The sequence below is a fragment of the Candidatus Thiosymbion oneisti genome (genome assembly GCF_900092655.1).
Lineage (GTDB): Bacteria > Pseudomonadota > Gammaproteobacteria > Chromatiales > Chromatiaceae > Thiosymbion > Thiosymbion oneisti.
The window spans coordinates 1-14,675 of sequence record NZ_FLUY01001869.1; the positions used below are offsets into that span (position 1 = coordinate 1).

Here is a 14,675-nt window from a genome sequence, read left to right on the forward strand (position 1 = left end):
GCGCTCCCGGCTTTGCCCAATCGACACGGCTGGTAGTAACTTGTTAATCAAAAAGAAATTTATACGCGCCCGCCCTGCGGGCAAACCGGATGCGCAGTGAGCCGATCCCATGCCTGCTGTAGAATGGGATCCTCACCGCCGGCCTGCGACGTACCAGGGTTCGGCGAATCCCCTTCTCGATGATCGATACCGGGATGGCACCGCATGAACAAAATTCCGATACTCCTGCTGATGTTGTGGGCGGCGGTAGCCGTCGCCGAAAAGCCCATCCTTATCTATCAGCTCACGGGGGCGATCCAATGTGTCGAGGGTACGGGCATACCGCCTGATCAGGCCGCCGACCTGTTGCGCGGACAGGGCGTCAAGGTGGTCTCGGCCGCAAGGCGCAAGCTGCCGCAGCATGAGACGAGCCGCTGCGGTACCCCCACGGGGGAGGCGAACGTGATGGAGGTCTCCGCCGCCGATTGGTCCGCCTTCTTAGCGAAAAACCCGGACGCGGGCGGCTATGGGCTGTGGGTGTTCGATGCGGACACCATCCGCATCTACATGTACGACGGGACCCTGCAATGCGGAATGGGTCGTGAGGTTGCCCTGGAAGCGATGGCAAAGGAGCTGGCAGATGCAGGTATCGAGGTGACGGAGCGCTACAAGGGCACAGACGGTCTGGACCACATCAGCGTGTGCGGTGCCTCCACCGGGGCGATAAACATCTTCGTCATCGACCGTGACGCGCTCCCTGCCGCCCGGCGGCTCGGCTATCGGTTGTTGGTGACCCGGGAGATGACCCGGCAGATCACCTCCAGGGATACCAAGCCGCAACCGCCCGGCATGACCACGTCCTCACCGTCCTCGGCTGCCGAAAATCCGCCGGGCCCGAATCCCATCCCTCTGCTGTGGTGATCGGGATGCAGGTTTAAAATCAATGAGTTAGTCTTTAGACAGCTTCTAAGACATAATGGATGCTCGGGAACGCTTTGTGTCTCTGAGGTTCAAATTACACAACTGACGAGGCATGAATTTTTTGTGCAGCGCACACAAAACTTGACTCGTTCGACTGCCTATAATACTAGGCGAGCAGGACCTTCACGGATGCGTTAGCCGCGAATCGACGCGAATGGACGCATGGATGCGACGGGATGAGGGATCGTCAATGATGGCAAGCGATTGTGGCCGATTTGCGTCGATTCGCGTTCATTTGCGGAAAAAAAGGATTCGGTTATCCCGGCTGCCCGCTCCCCATGCCGACACGCGTTCCCGCGGTCATGTCTCCTACCGGCCAGGCTATCCGATCTGTGCACCCGCGGGCCCGACGACTCGGATAACCCGCCCCGGCGACCCGAATCGAAGGCGACGCCGTAAGGCATCAACGACCACAGGGGGTACCCTGTTGGTCCTGGCCTTGGCGTTGCTCGTTTCCCTGCTAGTTTCCTTCCGGGGGCTGCAAGCCCAGCCACCGCAGGCGGACTCCTCGACCCCAGGCAAGCCCGGGTACCTGCCGAGCCCCGCGGTCACGCCGGACATGATCGAGAGCAGGAGCAAGGAGATCGCCTCCGCCGCAGACCTGAACGAAGCCACAAAAACCAGACTAAGCGAGCTATACCGCAAGGCCCTAGGCAGTCTGGAGGCTGCCGAGACCTACCAGGCCAGGACCGCCACCTTTGTGGAGGCTCTGGAAACGGCACCGGAGCAGACCGAGGAGATTCGTCGCCGACTCGAGGCCTCGGCCCCTGAGCCTGCAATCGAACCGCTGCCGGCAGGGCGCCCGGTCAAGGAACTCGAACAGCGGCTTACCAAGTATCGGGCCGATACCGCCGCGGTGGAGGCCAAGCTCGGTGAGCTGGAGCAGAAACTCGAGACCTGGTCGCAGCGTCCCGCCCAGCTGCGCGACCGTATCACCGCGGCCAAAATCGAGCTCGAACGGCTCGACGCCGAAAACGGTCTACCGCTCTCGCAGGAAGAACCACCACTCCTCACCGAGGCCCGCCGCTGGGCCTTGCAGGCGCGCCGCCGGGAGCTGCGCGCCGAGCTCCATATGTTGGACCAAGACCTCTTGAGCCACGCGGCGCGCGAGGCCCTGTTGAAGGCCCGGAGGGACGTCTCCACGCACGAGCTGGCGTTGCTCCGCACCCGGCAACATCAGCTCGAGGAACAGCTCGATCGGCACCGTCACCAGGAGGCCGAACAGGCCCGCGTTGCGGCGGAAGCCGCCCAACGGGAGGTCGCCGGGAAGCATCCCCTCCTGGAGGATCTGGCCGCACGGAACGCGCAGCTCACCGGTGAGCTGTCCGAGTTCATCGCGGCTCATGATGGGATTCATACCCGGCAGGCCCAGGTGGTCGCGGAGACCGAGCGCCTCGGCGATGAGCTGCGCAACACCCGCCGGCGACTGGAGATAGGGGGTCTAACCCAGACCCTCGGCCAGATCCTCTTCGACCGGCGGCAGAAACTGCCCGACCAGCGTCCCTACCGCAGGGAAGCAAAGGAACGGGAGCAAGCGATCGCCGCTGCCATGCTGAAGCAGATCCGTTACGACGAGGAGGTGTTGCGCCTGCGCGACCCGGACACCTTCGTCGCCACGCTGACGATGGATCATGAGGGACCGCTACCATCGGACCTGCGCGACGAGCTCCGGGAACTGGCACAAGTGCGCGCATCGCTGCTCACTAAGGTCATCGCCGCCACCGATACCTATCTGCGTGCCTTGGGCGATTTGGATTATGCCTCCAGCCGGCTCATAGAGACCATCGCCGACTACGACGACTATCTCGCCACGCACCTCCTGTGGGTCCGCAGCGCCCCGCCGGTGAGTCCGGCTACTTTGAAGGTCCTGCCTGGGGCCATCGCCTGGTTCTTCTCGCTGGACAACTGGCTGCAAGTTGCCCAGGTGCTCGTCCGGGAAGTAACCAGCCCCTCCCTGCTATGGTTGCTGCTCTTGGGCCTGCTGTTGCTGCGGTGGCGAACGCGGGCTATCCGCGCCGCCATCCTGGCCACTGCCCACCCCCTCCGCTGGGTAAGTACCGACCGGACCAGATTGACCCTCAAGGCGCTTGGCTCGACCCTCCTGCTCGCCGCCCCGTGGCCGCTCCTGCTGGTCCTCCTGGGCTGGCGACTCGATGCCTCGTTGGAGGCGACGCCGTTCACCAAGGCCATCGGTCACGGCGCCTTGGAGGTAGCATTCGCCCTGTTTTCGCTGCGGGCCTTCCGCCTACTGTGCATCCCGGGTGGCGTAGCGGATCGGCACTTTGGCTGGTCGCGCCGGGCCCTGCGGACCATCAGGCGTCACTTCGACTGGGTGATCTGGTTCCTGGTTCCGGTCGGCTTCGTGGTCCACACCACGCATAGCTATTGGCACGCGACCTATTCTGACAGCCTGGAACAGATCGCCCTGCTCGTCGTCATGGTGGGGACCGCGCTTTTCATCATGTTCCTGAGCCACCCGAAACGGGGTGTCCTGAGTGCCTATCTCGCGGCCAATCCCAAGGGCTGTATCAGCCGCTTGAGCCCGCTGTGGTACCCGCTGATCGTAGCCATGCCGCCGGTCCTTGCGGTACTCACTCTGCTTGGCTATGTCCATACGGCCGGCACCCTCATGCGTTCCCTGGTGGCCGAGCTCTGGCTCATTCTCGGACTTACGGTGATCCAACAACTCAGCGTGCGCTGGCTAACCTTGAGTCGGCAGCGGTTGACCCTAAGCGCGGCCGGCGAGCGGCCCGCGGCACCGGGCAAAACGGCCCGCCAGGGCGATCCGCCGCACCTGGGCCCGGTCCCGCCGGTCGCGGAGCCCGAGGTGAATCTGGCGGTCCTGGACACCCGGACCCAAACCCTGGTCAACAGCCTGGTGTTGGTGGCCGCCGTGGTCGGTCTGTGGGGGATCTACTCCGATGTCCTACCGGCCCTCGCGGTCTTCGAAGACATCTCGCTGTGGACCTACACCGGGACCCTGGACGGCCAGGAGCACGTGATCCCCGTGACCTTGGCCGACCTCGGTTTGACCTTGCTCATCACCATCACCGCCGCGGTGGCGGTCAGGAACCTGCCCGCCTTCCTGGAGATCGCCCTGCTGCAGCGCATCGCCATTTCCGCGGGTATCCGCTACACGGTCAAGACCCTCACCGGCTATATCATCGTCATCGCCGCCGCCTCTATCATCTTCAGTACCTTCGGGCTCTCCTGGTCCCAGATACAGTGGCTCGTGGCCGCCCTCGGCGTGGGCATCGGTTTCGGCCTCCAGGAGATCGTGGCCAACTTTATCAGCGGGCTCATCATCCTGTTCGAGCGGCCGGTCCGGGTGGGTGATATCGTCACCATCGGGAACACCACCGGCGTCGTCTCCCAGATCCGGATCCGCGCCACCATCGTGCGCAGTTGGGACCAACAAGAATTGTTGGTTCCCAACAAGGCGTTGATCACCGGGCACCTGACCAACTGGACCCTGTCCGATCGGATGAACCGCATCGTCATCACAGTGGGGGTGAATTATGCAGCCGATATCCCACAAGCCTTGGATCGCTTACGAGCGGTCGTCGAGGAGAACGAACAGATCCTCATGGACCCAAAGCCGCTCATCACCTTCGAGGGCTTCGGAGGCAACGCCCTCACCCTGGTCCTGCGCTGCTATCTGGACTCTCCGGAGCATCGGCTCGCGGTCATCAGCAGGCTGCATCAAAGCATCCACCAGGAGTTCCGCGCCGCCGGCATCGCCATCACCGGCGAGGCACAGAAAGCACGGGAGGGATAAGAGATGGGCGAGATGCAGTCGCCAGCTCGCGTAGGATGCGGTGAGGCCAGGGATGGCCGAACCGCATCGATGGATGGCGGCCTGTCCCACACCAGGGCAGTCACGGCACGCTCCAAGGATGCGGTTCGCGGCCTACCCGCCCCGTCCTTGGGGCGGGTAGGCGCTCACCACATCCTACGGGCTGTTGCGACACCCTCCACCGGAGGCAGACCTCACCGGAAGGGAGGGTTCCGGAAGGCCCGGATACTCCGGCTCCGGCTTCAATCCTGCACACAGGCGCTTATCTTGACGTCCAGTACGTCTAGATCGTCTCCTTGGATACCGTTCAGGATGTCGAGGACAATCCGAGACCAGGCATATTCGGTCGCCCCCTTCTCATCTCCGCCATGGGCGTCGCGCCATTCCTGACGGTAGGTCTCCATGCGTCCACGGTAAAAGTTCAGTCCACCCGGCTCCGCGTCGCGACTGAACATTTGGCGATAGAGAGCTTTGATCAACTCCTCGTCGCTCATATCGCCGTACTTATCGGTGAATTCCTGGGAGGTCACGAAGGCCGTAACGATCCGCGTGAGATCCGATTCCCTCCCCTCCGGAACCTGGCTTATCGCCTCCTCGATCTTTTTGCACCAGTACTTGAATCCCCCGCACTCGGCACAGCGACCGTAATAGCTTCTGTAGAATTTATGCGTCCAATCCTTGGCCGTCTCATCACATTCGATGTCGTTGACAGCCGGGCACGCAACACTAAACCTGGCAGTGACGGTCTTCGTACTATCAATGGTGAACTCGCACAACGGATTCGTCATACGGTTACAAGCACCACCCGTCCAACCAGTGAATTTATGACCCGAGTCTGCCTCGGCAGTCAGCGACACGGAAGTCCCCTCATCGAAGCTCATCCTGCAGGTATCGGAGGCGGAGGCGACACCTGCTTTGATCGCACAGCTGATCCCGTTCCCTGAGACCCTACCATCTCCGCTTCCGCTGCCTTGTACCGTCAACCTATGCGCTGTCGTTGTTGTTGTTTCCAACTTGAACGAGGCAACAGCCGTGACATCTCCAAAATCAAACACACCCCTAAGCAGCTCACACGGATTCTGCATAGCATCCTTTGCTCCTGGCGGGCCACACTCCTCATCCTTCCAGCCGGTGAACGTACTACCCGGTGCCTCCTTGGCAGTCAGCCTCACAACTTTGGTGACGTCGATCAACTTGCAAGTTGTACCGGAGGCGTCGGAGACACCTTCCGTGATCGTGCAGTCGATGACCCCCTCTGTAACTGTACCATCTGTTGCAACTGTATCACCTGTAACTGTACCACTTCCGGTACCCTCTCCCGTCACGATCAGGTCCCCTTGGTTATCGGCCAGGCTGGGGGTTGGATTGGCGATTGCAAGCAGAAATCCCAAGATTACTCCCCAGGATCGAGGGGCCCGTTTCATAACCGCCGTCAGGGCATGGGAACCCCCGTGGACGGTGTTTCCGTGTGGTGTGCCGGCATCGGCCCCTGTGCTACCGTGGTGGACGTGATGATGGGTCATAGCCATAACTCCTCTATTGAGAAAGAGACATCAGGAAGTGCTTCTCGGAAATTTTTCGATACCGCAGTGGGTAGTGTTCTAACTTTGTTTCTCAGGGTTCAAATAGCGATGTTAATCAATACCTTATGTGCTCGTAAACAACAGAGTTATAACACTACCCCGCAGTGAGGAGCTGTCTTGTGGAAAGAATTTTTGTTTGTCATATTCCTGAATCCGTGAGGTAAAATCCGAGATTGGAACTAACCATAGTGATTTCACTCAAGATTTAGAAATTGGTCACTTCACCCCCTAGGTGAAACTGCCAATCTCTATATATCCAGTAAAATCATAGGGTTATATTTAATTCTAACTTTTACCTCACGGATTCAGGATATTGCAAGAGGAGCTCCCACACTGATCTGTGAATTCATTCAAATTTATCAATGGGATACACGGGCAAAAGTGTACTCCTTGTAATTCTGATCGGAAAGGCCCTGTAGGGCATTTCAGTCCACGGACAAGGATAGCAACCACAGGGGGGGCTCTGAACCATTACCCAAGGTTATGTTTCAGCATAATTATCATTCGGTAGCCCTGGGAACCCTGTGGCAAAGGCGATGGATGAGGGCCGATTTTGGTACTATGCCGGGACCTTCTGAAGCGGGAACAGTTTATGGCTTCGTGGTCCCCCCCCAGTACGGAAGCATCTCCACCGGACCCGGTGGCGGCCGTCGATCTGGGCTCCAACAGTTTTCACATGATCGTCGCCCGCATCGCCGACGGCGACCTCCAGGTCATCGACCGCCTCAAGGAGATGGTGCGCTTGGGCGAGGGGCTCACGGACGACAAACAACTGTTGCCCGCGGTGGTCGATCGGGCCTTTACCTGTTTGGAACGTTTCGGCCAGCGCCTGCGGGGAATGCCGCCGGACAGCGTTCGCGCCGTGGGCACCAACACCCTGCGCCAGGTAGATCCTGCGTTCGGCTTTCTTGAACGGGCGGAGCAGGCACTAGGGCATGCGATCGACGTGATCGCCGGGCGCGAGGAGGCACGGCTGATCTACCTGGGCGTAGCCAATGGTCTGGCCGCCGGTGATGAGCGGCGGCTGGTGGTGGATATCGGCGGCGGCAGCACCGAGCTGATCGTCGGGGAAGGCGTTACCCCACGGTTGCGCGAGAGCCTGCAAATGGGGTGTGTGAGCATGTCGCGGGAACGGTTTCCCGACGGCCGGCTATCCGCCAAACAGATGGATCAGGCCGAGCTCGCGGGGGCGCTGGAAATCCGCCCGGTGCGGGAACGCTTCCGCCGTGCCGACTGGAAACAGGCGGTAGGCAGCTCCGGCACCATCAGGGCGATCGCCAGGGTGGTGGAGGCCCAGGGCTGGTCTATGGACGGCATCTCCGCGGGGTCCCTGGACCGGTTACGGGACGCCCTGATCGGATTCGGCAAATCCGGCGCTATCGATCTCGATGGCCTGTCCGAACAGCGCAAGCCGGTGTTCGCCGGCGGTGTGGCCGTGCTGCGCGCTGTGTTCACGACCCTGGGTATCGAGCACATGCAAATCTCGCAGGAGGCCCTGCGCGAGGGCCTCATCTACGAGATGATGGGGCGGATTCGACATGAGGACGTGCGCCAACGCACCGTGAGCAACCTGTGCCAACGGTTCGGCGTGGACGAGGAGCACGCCGACCGCATCAAGACCACCGCGATCGCGTTCTACGGTCAGGTCGCCCAACCCTGGGGACTCACGAGCCCCGATCATCTGAGCATGTTGGGCTGGGCGGCCCGTTTGCACGAGGTCGGACTCATGATCGGCCATAGCCAATACCAAAGACATGGCGCTTACCTGCTGCGCAATGCGGACCTGTCCGGCTTTACCCGGCAGGAACAAAATGTCCTGGCGGTCCTGGTGCTCGGCCATCGCCGCAAATTCCCGAGTCAGGAATTTCTCGCGCTGCCCATGCCGGTGCGTGACAGCTCACGCCACCTGTGCATCATCCTCCGCCTGGCGGTCTTGCTGCACCGCGGACGTTCCCCAACCACCAAGCCTTGCCCCATGCTCAATCCGGACGGCGAACGACTCAGGCTCACCTTTCCCGAGGGCTGGCTGTCCCATCACCCGCAGACCCGCTTGGAGCTGGAACAGGAAGCGGAACGCTTGGCACCGGCGGACATCAGGTTGGAGTATGGGTGATCGTGTTAGAATCGAGTACCTGAGGCGAGGACCCGCCATCAGAATCTGAATCGCCTACTCGCCGCCGCGCCTCGCCTTGAGCGGCGGCCATCCTAGAAGATCTCTTGGAGGACCAACGACAATGGCTGAACTTTTTTCCGATGAGTGGATGAAGAAATTTAAGGACGCCTGGAACGCTGAGCCCGAAATCAAGGACAAGCTCGCCGATATCGGCTTCGACTCCGTCATCTGCTACGGCTTCAAAGACGAAGACGATCCTCGCGGTTTCCTGAAGGTGGAGAAAGGCGAGTGCACAAGCGCCGGTGGCTGGAGCGGCGGTGAGATGAATTGGGACTTGCGCGCCGAGAAGGAAAACTGGGACAAGTGGATCGAGAAGGGGGTCGGGATGGGGGGCCTGGGCATGGCCTATACCACCGGCAAGCTCAAGTTCAAGGTCGGTGACTACAAGAGCATGATAAAGGATCCCCGCATGGCCGGTCCCTTCGTCAAGAGCTTCAGTGTGATGGGGAAGGTGGGAACCTAAGGCGACTGATCCGGCCCATCGAACGCGAAACGGCCCGCCACTTGGCGGGTTCTTTCCGTTCCGGGGTGACGGGTAGTTATCCGTCGCAGAGGAGTCCTTCAGTGTAAAAAGCGAGGTGCGCTTCGATGTGGAGAAACATCCGGCCAACTTGGCTTCTGATTGCAGCGCTGGGTATCGGCTTGGCCCCCTCGGTCATGGCCTGGACATCCTACGGCTATGGCCCTTATGGTCCCGGCTACCGGGGCGGATATCCGGAACCGCCCACAGGGGCTGGGGCTGGGAGCTATGGACCCGGTCGTCCGCCACCGATCGATCGAAGCGGCGGATATGCCGGTGGATGGCCCCCCCGCTACGGACCTGAGGCATCCGCCCCTTACAGGGATACCCCCCAGAATGCCTTATCTCCTACACCCGCCGACCCCGGTTACGGGTCACGATTCTATCCCCCCTGGGAATACCCCGGTTCCGGCGGGCGGGACTTCGGAAGGCCAGCGGGATTCCGGATCTCCCGCGCCACATCGGATGATGCCTACATGCTCACCATCGCGCTCGAGGGGATGGGGCCCGAAGCGGTCCAGGTCCGTACTCAAGGACACTGGATCCTCCTCAGCCGAACGCACTCCGTTCAGCAGACCCGGAAAGACAGCCTTGACGATGGCCGCGGATCCATGCGCAGCTTCAGCTACTCGTCCGGCACTACGAACCAGCGGTTGTCGGTACCCCCGGACGCTATCCTGAGCGCCATGAGCCGCGAGGACGGCGCAGACAGCATTCGCCTCCGCCTCCCGCGGCGCGGTCGTCAAGGGACCGGGAAAGAATAGCTCCCGATGTAACGAGAAACTTCGCTCTCAGAATCGATACTCCAATCCCTTGAGCCGGCTGCGGAAGTCATCGGTGATCGCTTTGAGGTCCGCATCGCTGGCGATCACCCGCGGCGTCAACACCACCACGAGCTCGGTGCGATCCGCCTTTCTGGAGCGTTCGCCGAACAAGGGACCGATGATCGGGAGGTTGTAGAGACCGGGGACGCCCTGATTGCTCTCCTCGCGCTTATCCTCGATGAGTCCGCCGAGCACGACGGCCTGATTCGAGCGCACCGCCACGTTGCTGGTGATCTTGCGGGTCTGGAAGGTCGGGGAGTCGAGGGCCGAGCTGTCGGTTTGGGCGACGGTGCTGACTTCCTGCTTGATCTCCATCTGCACCAGACCGCCCGGTGTCACCCGTGGCGTGACCGAAAGCTGAACGCCCGTGCTGCGGTACTGGATCTGGTTGATGATCCGATCCGTCTGGGAGGTGCCCTGCTGTTGGGAGGTCGCCACGGGGACCTCCTTTCCGACCTGGATCTCGGCGGTCTGGTTGTCCAGGACCATCACCGACGGCGAGGAGAGCACATTGACCAGGCCTTCGCCGGCTAGCGCGTTCAGGGTCGAACGAATGGTTTCCGGTCGCAGGACCGTGGTCCAGTTGAAGCCGGGAAAGGATGGGCCGATGCCCGACTGGCTTTGGTTATCATGCTGGCCATCGAGCGAGAAATCGAAACTGTAGCCGCCTCCCGGACTGCCGCGAAACTGCCATTGGACCCCGTACTTCAGGTTTCCGGACAAGGTAATCTCGAGGATGGTGGCCTCGACTAAGACCTGTAGGGGCACCAGGTCGAGCTGCTTGAGGGCGTCGACGATCTTCTTGTAGTCGCGCGGGTTGGATCTGATCAGCAACGAGTTGTTGACGCTGTCGGCGACGATGCTGACTTTGGAAGAGAGCTCAATGTTGCCGGCGACGGTGCGCTTAGGACTGGCCCGGCGTTGGGTGCCGCTCTCCCCCTTTTTACCCTTATCGTCCTTACCCTTATCGGATGCGATGGAGGTCCGGCGCAGACCCGGGGCGACGCCGCCGACGGAGCGACCGTCCTTATGGTCGGAAGCGAACAACTTGGTCAGGATGTCGGCCAGCTCCTCCGCGTCGCCGTGCTTGACCCGGTAGACGAACAGACGCTCCTCACCGCCCCCCGCCGCCTCGGCTAGGTCGAGGCGTTCGATCCAGTTCTGGGCCTGCTTGAGGTACTGCTCCTGGGGCGAGACCACCAGAATACTGTTGGCGCTATCCACGGGTACGAAATGGAAGAGTCCCTTGAAGGGATTCCCGCTCTCATCGGCGAGGAGGTTGTTGAGCTGGGTGACCACATCCCCGGCTGTGGCATAGTCGAGGGTGAAAAAGCCGACCGAAAGACCGGACATCCAGTCCACGTCGAAGACCTGGATGGTATCCAAGAGGTTGCCGATCTCCGGACTGGTCCCCGCCAGGACCAGCAGGTTGCGTAGGTTGTCGATGCGGATGATGCTGCCCTCCGGGGCCAGGGGCTGGAGGATCCTGCTCATCTCCTCGGCCCCGATGTAGTGCAGGGGCACGATTTGGACGCTGTAGCCCACCGGCAACGCTTGGGAGGACTCGCCCAGTTGCGGGATCACCCGCCCTTGGACGGCGGTCAGGGGTACGACCTCGTAAGTGCCGCCCCGGTTGACGAGGGCGGCATTGTTCATCCGTAACAGGGTCTCGAGGGTGGGAATCAGGTGCTTGCGTTGCAGGGGACGCCCGGTCTGTAGAGAAGCCGCCCCCTGCACGTTCGGGTCCAGCACATAATTCACCTGCAATAGATCGCCGAGGATGACCTTGACCACCTCCCGGATATCGGTGCCGTCGAAGTTCAGCGTGACATCACCGGGGGTGGTATCCGCCGCGGGCGGCGCGATCTTGCGCACAAAGGTCCCGGTGCCCGATTCGATGGAATCCTTCGGGGTCGGAGCGGTGGTGCCGGACCCTAGATCCACCCCGCGTTCTCCGCCGGGGTAGGTCCTGGTGTCCCTCCCGCGGAGCGGGCCCTGCTTGCCGATGATGTGCCCTTTGGGGTCGCCGACCTTGACCGTAGGATCCCAATGGGAGCGCTCGCACGCGCTCAGCATGACGAGAAGGACACCGAGGACACAGATCAGCGATCGCCGCAAGCCACTACCCCTTGACTTAAGCACTCAAAGCAATAATAAAGATTGTCTTACCCTGCCTCCGCTTACGGACTTACCGAACGGGCGGGCGGTTGGGGGGCGTCTTAGCGGTTCCCGGCGGACGGTTTCCGATTCGGCTTTTCGGGCTGCGCGCCTGCGACGCGCCTTTATTCGCGGTTGGCGGCCGTGGTGGCGTCCGCTTGGGTTTTGTCGGCCTTCTCTTGGGGGGAGGCAGGTTCTTGTAATCCCGCAATACTAACGTATTCCGTTCCCCTTGTCGCTCCAACTGCACACGATCCGGGAGGATCTCCCGGACGGACCAACCTGCCAGCTCGTCGCCGAGTCGCAACCGGACCGACGCCTTCTGCGCCGGGTCCCAAACCAAGGCGAATGACTCCGACGGTGTAATCAGGATGGTACTCAGGTTGAGGCGCGCGAGATTCGAGGGCGGCTCTAGTTTCACCTTATCCTCTTTATTCGGCGCCCCCGCGGGCGGGCGGCGGTCTACCAGGAACAAGGGCCGTTCCGCGATAGGCGCGTACTTCTCTTTGTCCTCGAGTAGGGACAACCGATCGAGCGGATTCTCAGCCGTCTGTGAGGGCACCTGAGTAGTGGGGGACGCTGGTGGTGCTCCGCTGAGTCCAGGTGCCGCAGGGGGCCAGTCGTGCCACTGCCACACCAGCACCAGCGCCAAGGCAAGGGCGAGCAGGCCAACCCAGGTCTTCAAGGTGTCACCCCCAAGGTATATCCGAAGACATCCAGGCGCACGGTAAGCAGTCCCTGCCGGGTGCCTCGGCGCTGCGGGCGACGCTGCCTCGGGGGGGCACGCACGGAAAGCTTTTCCACAAAGAGAAACGGACGTGCCTGCTCGATCTGGTAGAGCACATCCAGGAGAGCGTCGGTCATGCCTTGAATCTGGGTGCGCACACGCACCCTGGGTGGCTGCTCGTCCTTAGGGGACGGCAAGCGTTGTGTGCTCATGACTTGGCCACCGGCGGAGGTAACCATCTTCTTCACCTGACGCTGCAGCTCGGCACCGGCCAGCGCTGAGGTCTTGGCATCGAAGTAAAAATTCTTCACATCTTTGTTGTCGCTCACCTGCTTGAGCTCGGCCTGCAACCCGGGCAGTGTCCGCAGCAACCCCTGATGGCGGACTATCCGTTCGTCAAGGGACGCGATCTCCCGCTCCAATGCCTTCACTCGCTCCAACCAAGGCCAACCGATTGCGAAGACGAGCCCGACGGGAATAGCCAACACCCCCAGCCAGGCGAGGACGCAGATCCCCTTGTGATCGGTGCGTTCGCTCATGAGTCCTGCGGGCGCCCGTACTGCATGGAAATGTGGAAGCGTTCCCAATTGCTGTTCTTTACCTGAACGACGGGCGAGCGGAACCTAACCCCGGTGATGCCGGGGGCCTGATCGAGCAGGTTGATCAGGGCCGTGGCCTGTTCCGACTCACCGCGAATCTGTATCTCCCCATCCTGGTAGTCCAGATTCTGTACCCAGGTATGGTCCGGGAGGCGGTCCGTGAGCTCTAGCATCAGGTCGATTATCCGCGGCAGCTCCCGCTTGCGCTGCAAGACCGCCACACTCCCCTGCCGACCCCGTTCGAGATCGGTGCGTGCCGCGTGTACCTGTTCGGTCCGCACCTTGAGGTCCGCCAACTGCTCCATGCGCTCGTCCTGGGTCCGCTGCAGCTGCCAGATGGGGGTCCCCAAGACCGCCACGCCCAACAATAACACCAGCAACAGGAGCAGCGTGTTCATGCTCAAGGGCCATATGCTGCGCCGAGGGCGTTCCCGGACCGGCAACAGGTTTGCTTGCGGCCATGCGCCTTCCCAGCTTATCCGCTCCACCGGTGCCCTCCGGTCATGCAAATGCTGTAACCAATCCTGCACCTGACCGCGCAGGCAGATAGCCAACTCGATGTTTACCCTGCCGCCCGGCGCCGGGCCTTCCAGGGTGCGAAAATCGAAATAGACCTGCTCGGACCGAAACGGCGAAAGGCGATCCATCTCATACTCCAGGACCCGCACCAGATTGTCCCGTACCTGGGCGGGGAACATGACCCGGCGCCTCAGGACCCGGCCTTCCGGGAGCCGAACAAGCGTCCTGCGACGCCTACCCTTCGTGGCGTCGAGCACTGCCGGCAAGGAACCGAGGGTCTGCAAACCCATCTCCGACTCACCCCGCGGAGCGTCGAGCATCGCCAGCGAGGAGCCGGGAGCCTGCGGATTCAGCTTCAGCTCACCCACTGCCACTTCTTCGCCATCCTGGGACTCGAACACCTGCGCCTGCGTGCCCATCGGCACGACGATCAGGCGCTGTTCCCGACGCGCCAGAAGACGCCGCAGCTTGTTCGGTAGACAGGAAAGGAGAAGCGCGCGCCCATGTTCGAGAAAACCGTCGAGCGATGAACGCCGCTCGAGGACCGATGCACGCAGCGAGTGGAAAGCGTCAGTGATGGCCATTCGGATTACGGAAGGATCTCCTGTGAAGTAGTGTTTTAGGTCGTGTTGACATTTAGAAAGGTCCGCACAGCGGACCCTACACTAATGATTGACTGTAGGGTCCGCTGTGCGGACCGCTCGGGTGTTGCGACCATTTAGAAGCTGTCTGGTTAAAAGCAATCCTGAATGATTCGGCGCGGTTTGGGGGGAAAGATCCCTCCTGCGTCGGGACAGGGTTTGACGGGTTGCGTTTC

At 61.5% G+C, this 14,675-nt stretch carries 10 protein-coding genes; 5 read left to right on the forward strand and 5 right to left on the reverse strand.

What is annotated here, in order from left to right:
* Nucleotides 1–204 precede the first annotated feature (204 nt).
* Nucleotides 205–900, forward strand: coding sequence for a hypothetical protein (locus BQ17_RS19835; protein WP_089730106.1), 696 nt, complete (start codon nucleotides 205–207; stop codon nucleotides 898–900).
* Between the two features lie 295 nt (nucleotides 901–1,195).
* Complete coding sequence (locus BQ17_RS19840; RefSeq protein WP_176722533.1) at nucleotides 1,196–4,738, forward strand: mechanosensitive ion channel domain-containing protein; 3,543 nt, start codon at nucleotides 1,196–1,198, stop codon at nucleotides 4,736–4,738.
* 260 nt (nucleotides 4,739–4,998) lie between these two features.
* On the opposite strand, the gene BQ17_RS19845 is transcribed toward BQ17_RS19840, so the two are convergent.
* Entirely contained in the window at nucleotides 4,999–6,279 is a 1,281-nt protein-coding gene (locus BQ17_RS19845; protein WP_176722534.1) for a DUF4214 domain-containing protein, read from the reverse strand.
* Between the two features lie 652 nt (nucleotides 6,280–6,931).
* Between BQ17_RS19845 and BQ17_RS19850 the strand changes: the two genes are divergently transcribed.
* From BQ17_RS19850 to BQ17_RS21190, 3 genes are all read left to right on the forward strand, one after another.
* Nucleotides 6,932–8,452, forward strand: coding sequence for a Ppx/GppA phosphatase family protein (locus tag BQ17_RS19850; protein ID WP_089730110.1), 1,521 nt, complete (start codon nucleotides 6,932–6,934; stop codon nucleotides 8,450–8,452).
* Nucleotides 8,453–8,573: 121 nt separating this feature from the next.
* Complete coding sequence (locus BQ17_RS19855) at nucleotides 8,574–8,975, forward strand: SCP-2 sterol transfer family protein (RefSeq protein ID WP_089730112.1); 402 nt, start codon at nucleotides 8,574–8,576, stop codon at nucleotides 8,973–8,975.
* Nucleotides 8,976–9,100: 125 nt separating this feature from the next.
* On the forward strand, nucleotides 9,101–9,796 hold the full coding sequence (locus tag BQ17_RS21190; protein WP_141699403.1) for a hypothetical protein: 696 nt from the start codon (nucleotides 9,101–9,103) through the stop codon (nucleotides 9,794–9,796).
* 27 nt (nucleotides 9,797–9,823) lie between these two features.
* On the opposite strand, the gene gspD is transcribed toward BQ17_RS21190, so the two are convergent.
* The 4 genes from gspD to BQ17_RS19880 all read right to left on the reverse strand — a co-directional run bounded on the left by gspD (nucleotide 9,824) and on the right by BQ17_RS19880 (nucleotide 14,442).
* A complete protein-coding gene (gene gspD, locus BQ17_RS19865; RefSeq protein WP_089730116.1) occupies nucleotides 9,824–11,932 on the reverse strand; it encodes a type II secretion system secretin GspD in 2,109 nt (702 codons plus the stop codon).
* A gap of 112 nt (nucleotides 11,933–12,044) precedes the next feature.
* On the reverse strand, nucleotides 12,045–12,698 hold the full coding sequence (locus BQ17_RS19870) for a type II secretion system protein N (RefSeq protein ID WP_089730118.1): 654 nt from the start codon (nucleotides 12,696–12,698) through the stop codon (nucleotides 12,045–12,047).
* Nucleotides 12,695–13,279: a type II secretion system protein GspM gene (gene gspM, locus BQ17_RS19875; RefSeq protein ID WP_089730120.1), complete on the reverse strand. Its 585-nt coding sequence runs from the start codon at nucleotides 13,277–13,279 to the stop codon at nucleotides 12,695–12,697. Before gspM ends, BQ17_RS19870 begins: the two co-directional genes overlap by 4 nt.
* Nucleotides 13,276–14,442, reverse strand: coding sequence for a PilN domain-containing protein (locus BQ17_RS19880; protein ID WP_089730122.1), 1,167 nt, complete (start codon nucleotides 14,440–14,442; stop codon nucleotides 13,276–13,278). The genes gspM and BQ17_RS19880 overlap by 4 nt, the downstream gene beginning before the upstream one ends.
* Between the last annotated feature and the right edge of the window lie 233 nt (nucleotides 14,443–14,675).

Bases quoted from the DNA above. Each gene is read 5' to 3' on its own strand.
- BQ17_RS19835 (WP_089730106.1), top strand. From the start codon at position 205: ATGAACAAAATTCCGATACTCCTGCTGATGTTGTGGGCGGCGGTAGCC.
- BQ17_RS19845 (WP_176722534.1), bottom strand. From the start codon at position 6,279: ATGACCCATCATCACGTCCACCACGGTAGCACAGGGGCCGATGCCGGC.
- BQ17_RS19850 (WP_089730110.1), top strand. From the start codon at position 6,932: ATGGCTTCGTGGTCCCCCCCCAGTACGGAAGCATCTCCACCGGACCCG.
- BQ17_RS19855 (WP_089730112.1), top strand. From the start codon at position 8,574: ATGGCTGAACTTTTTTCCGATGAGTGGATGAAGAAATTTAAGGACGCC.
- BQ17_RS21190 (WP_141699403.1), top strand. From the start codon at position 9,101: ATGTGGAGAAACATCCGGCCAACTTGGCTTCTGATTGCAGCGCTGGGT.
- gspD (WP_089730116.1), bottom strand. From the start codon at position 11,932: ATGCTGAGCGCGTGCGAGCGCTCCCATTGGGATCCTACGGTCAAGGTC.
- gspM (WP_089730120.1), bottom strand. From the start codon at position 13,279: ATGAGCGAACGCACCGATCACAAGGGGATCTGCGTCCTCGCCTGGCTG.
- BQ17_RS19880 (WP_089730122.1), bottom strand. From the start codon at position 14,442: ATGGCCATCACTGACGCTTTCCACTCGCTGCGTGCATCGGTCCTCGAG.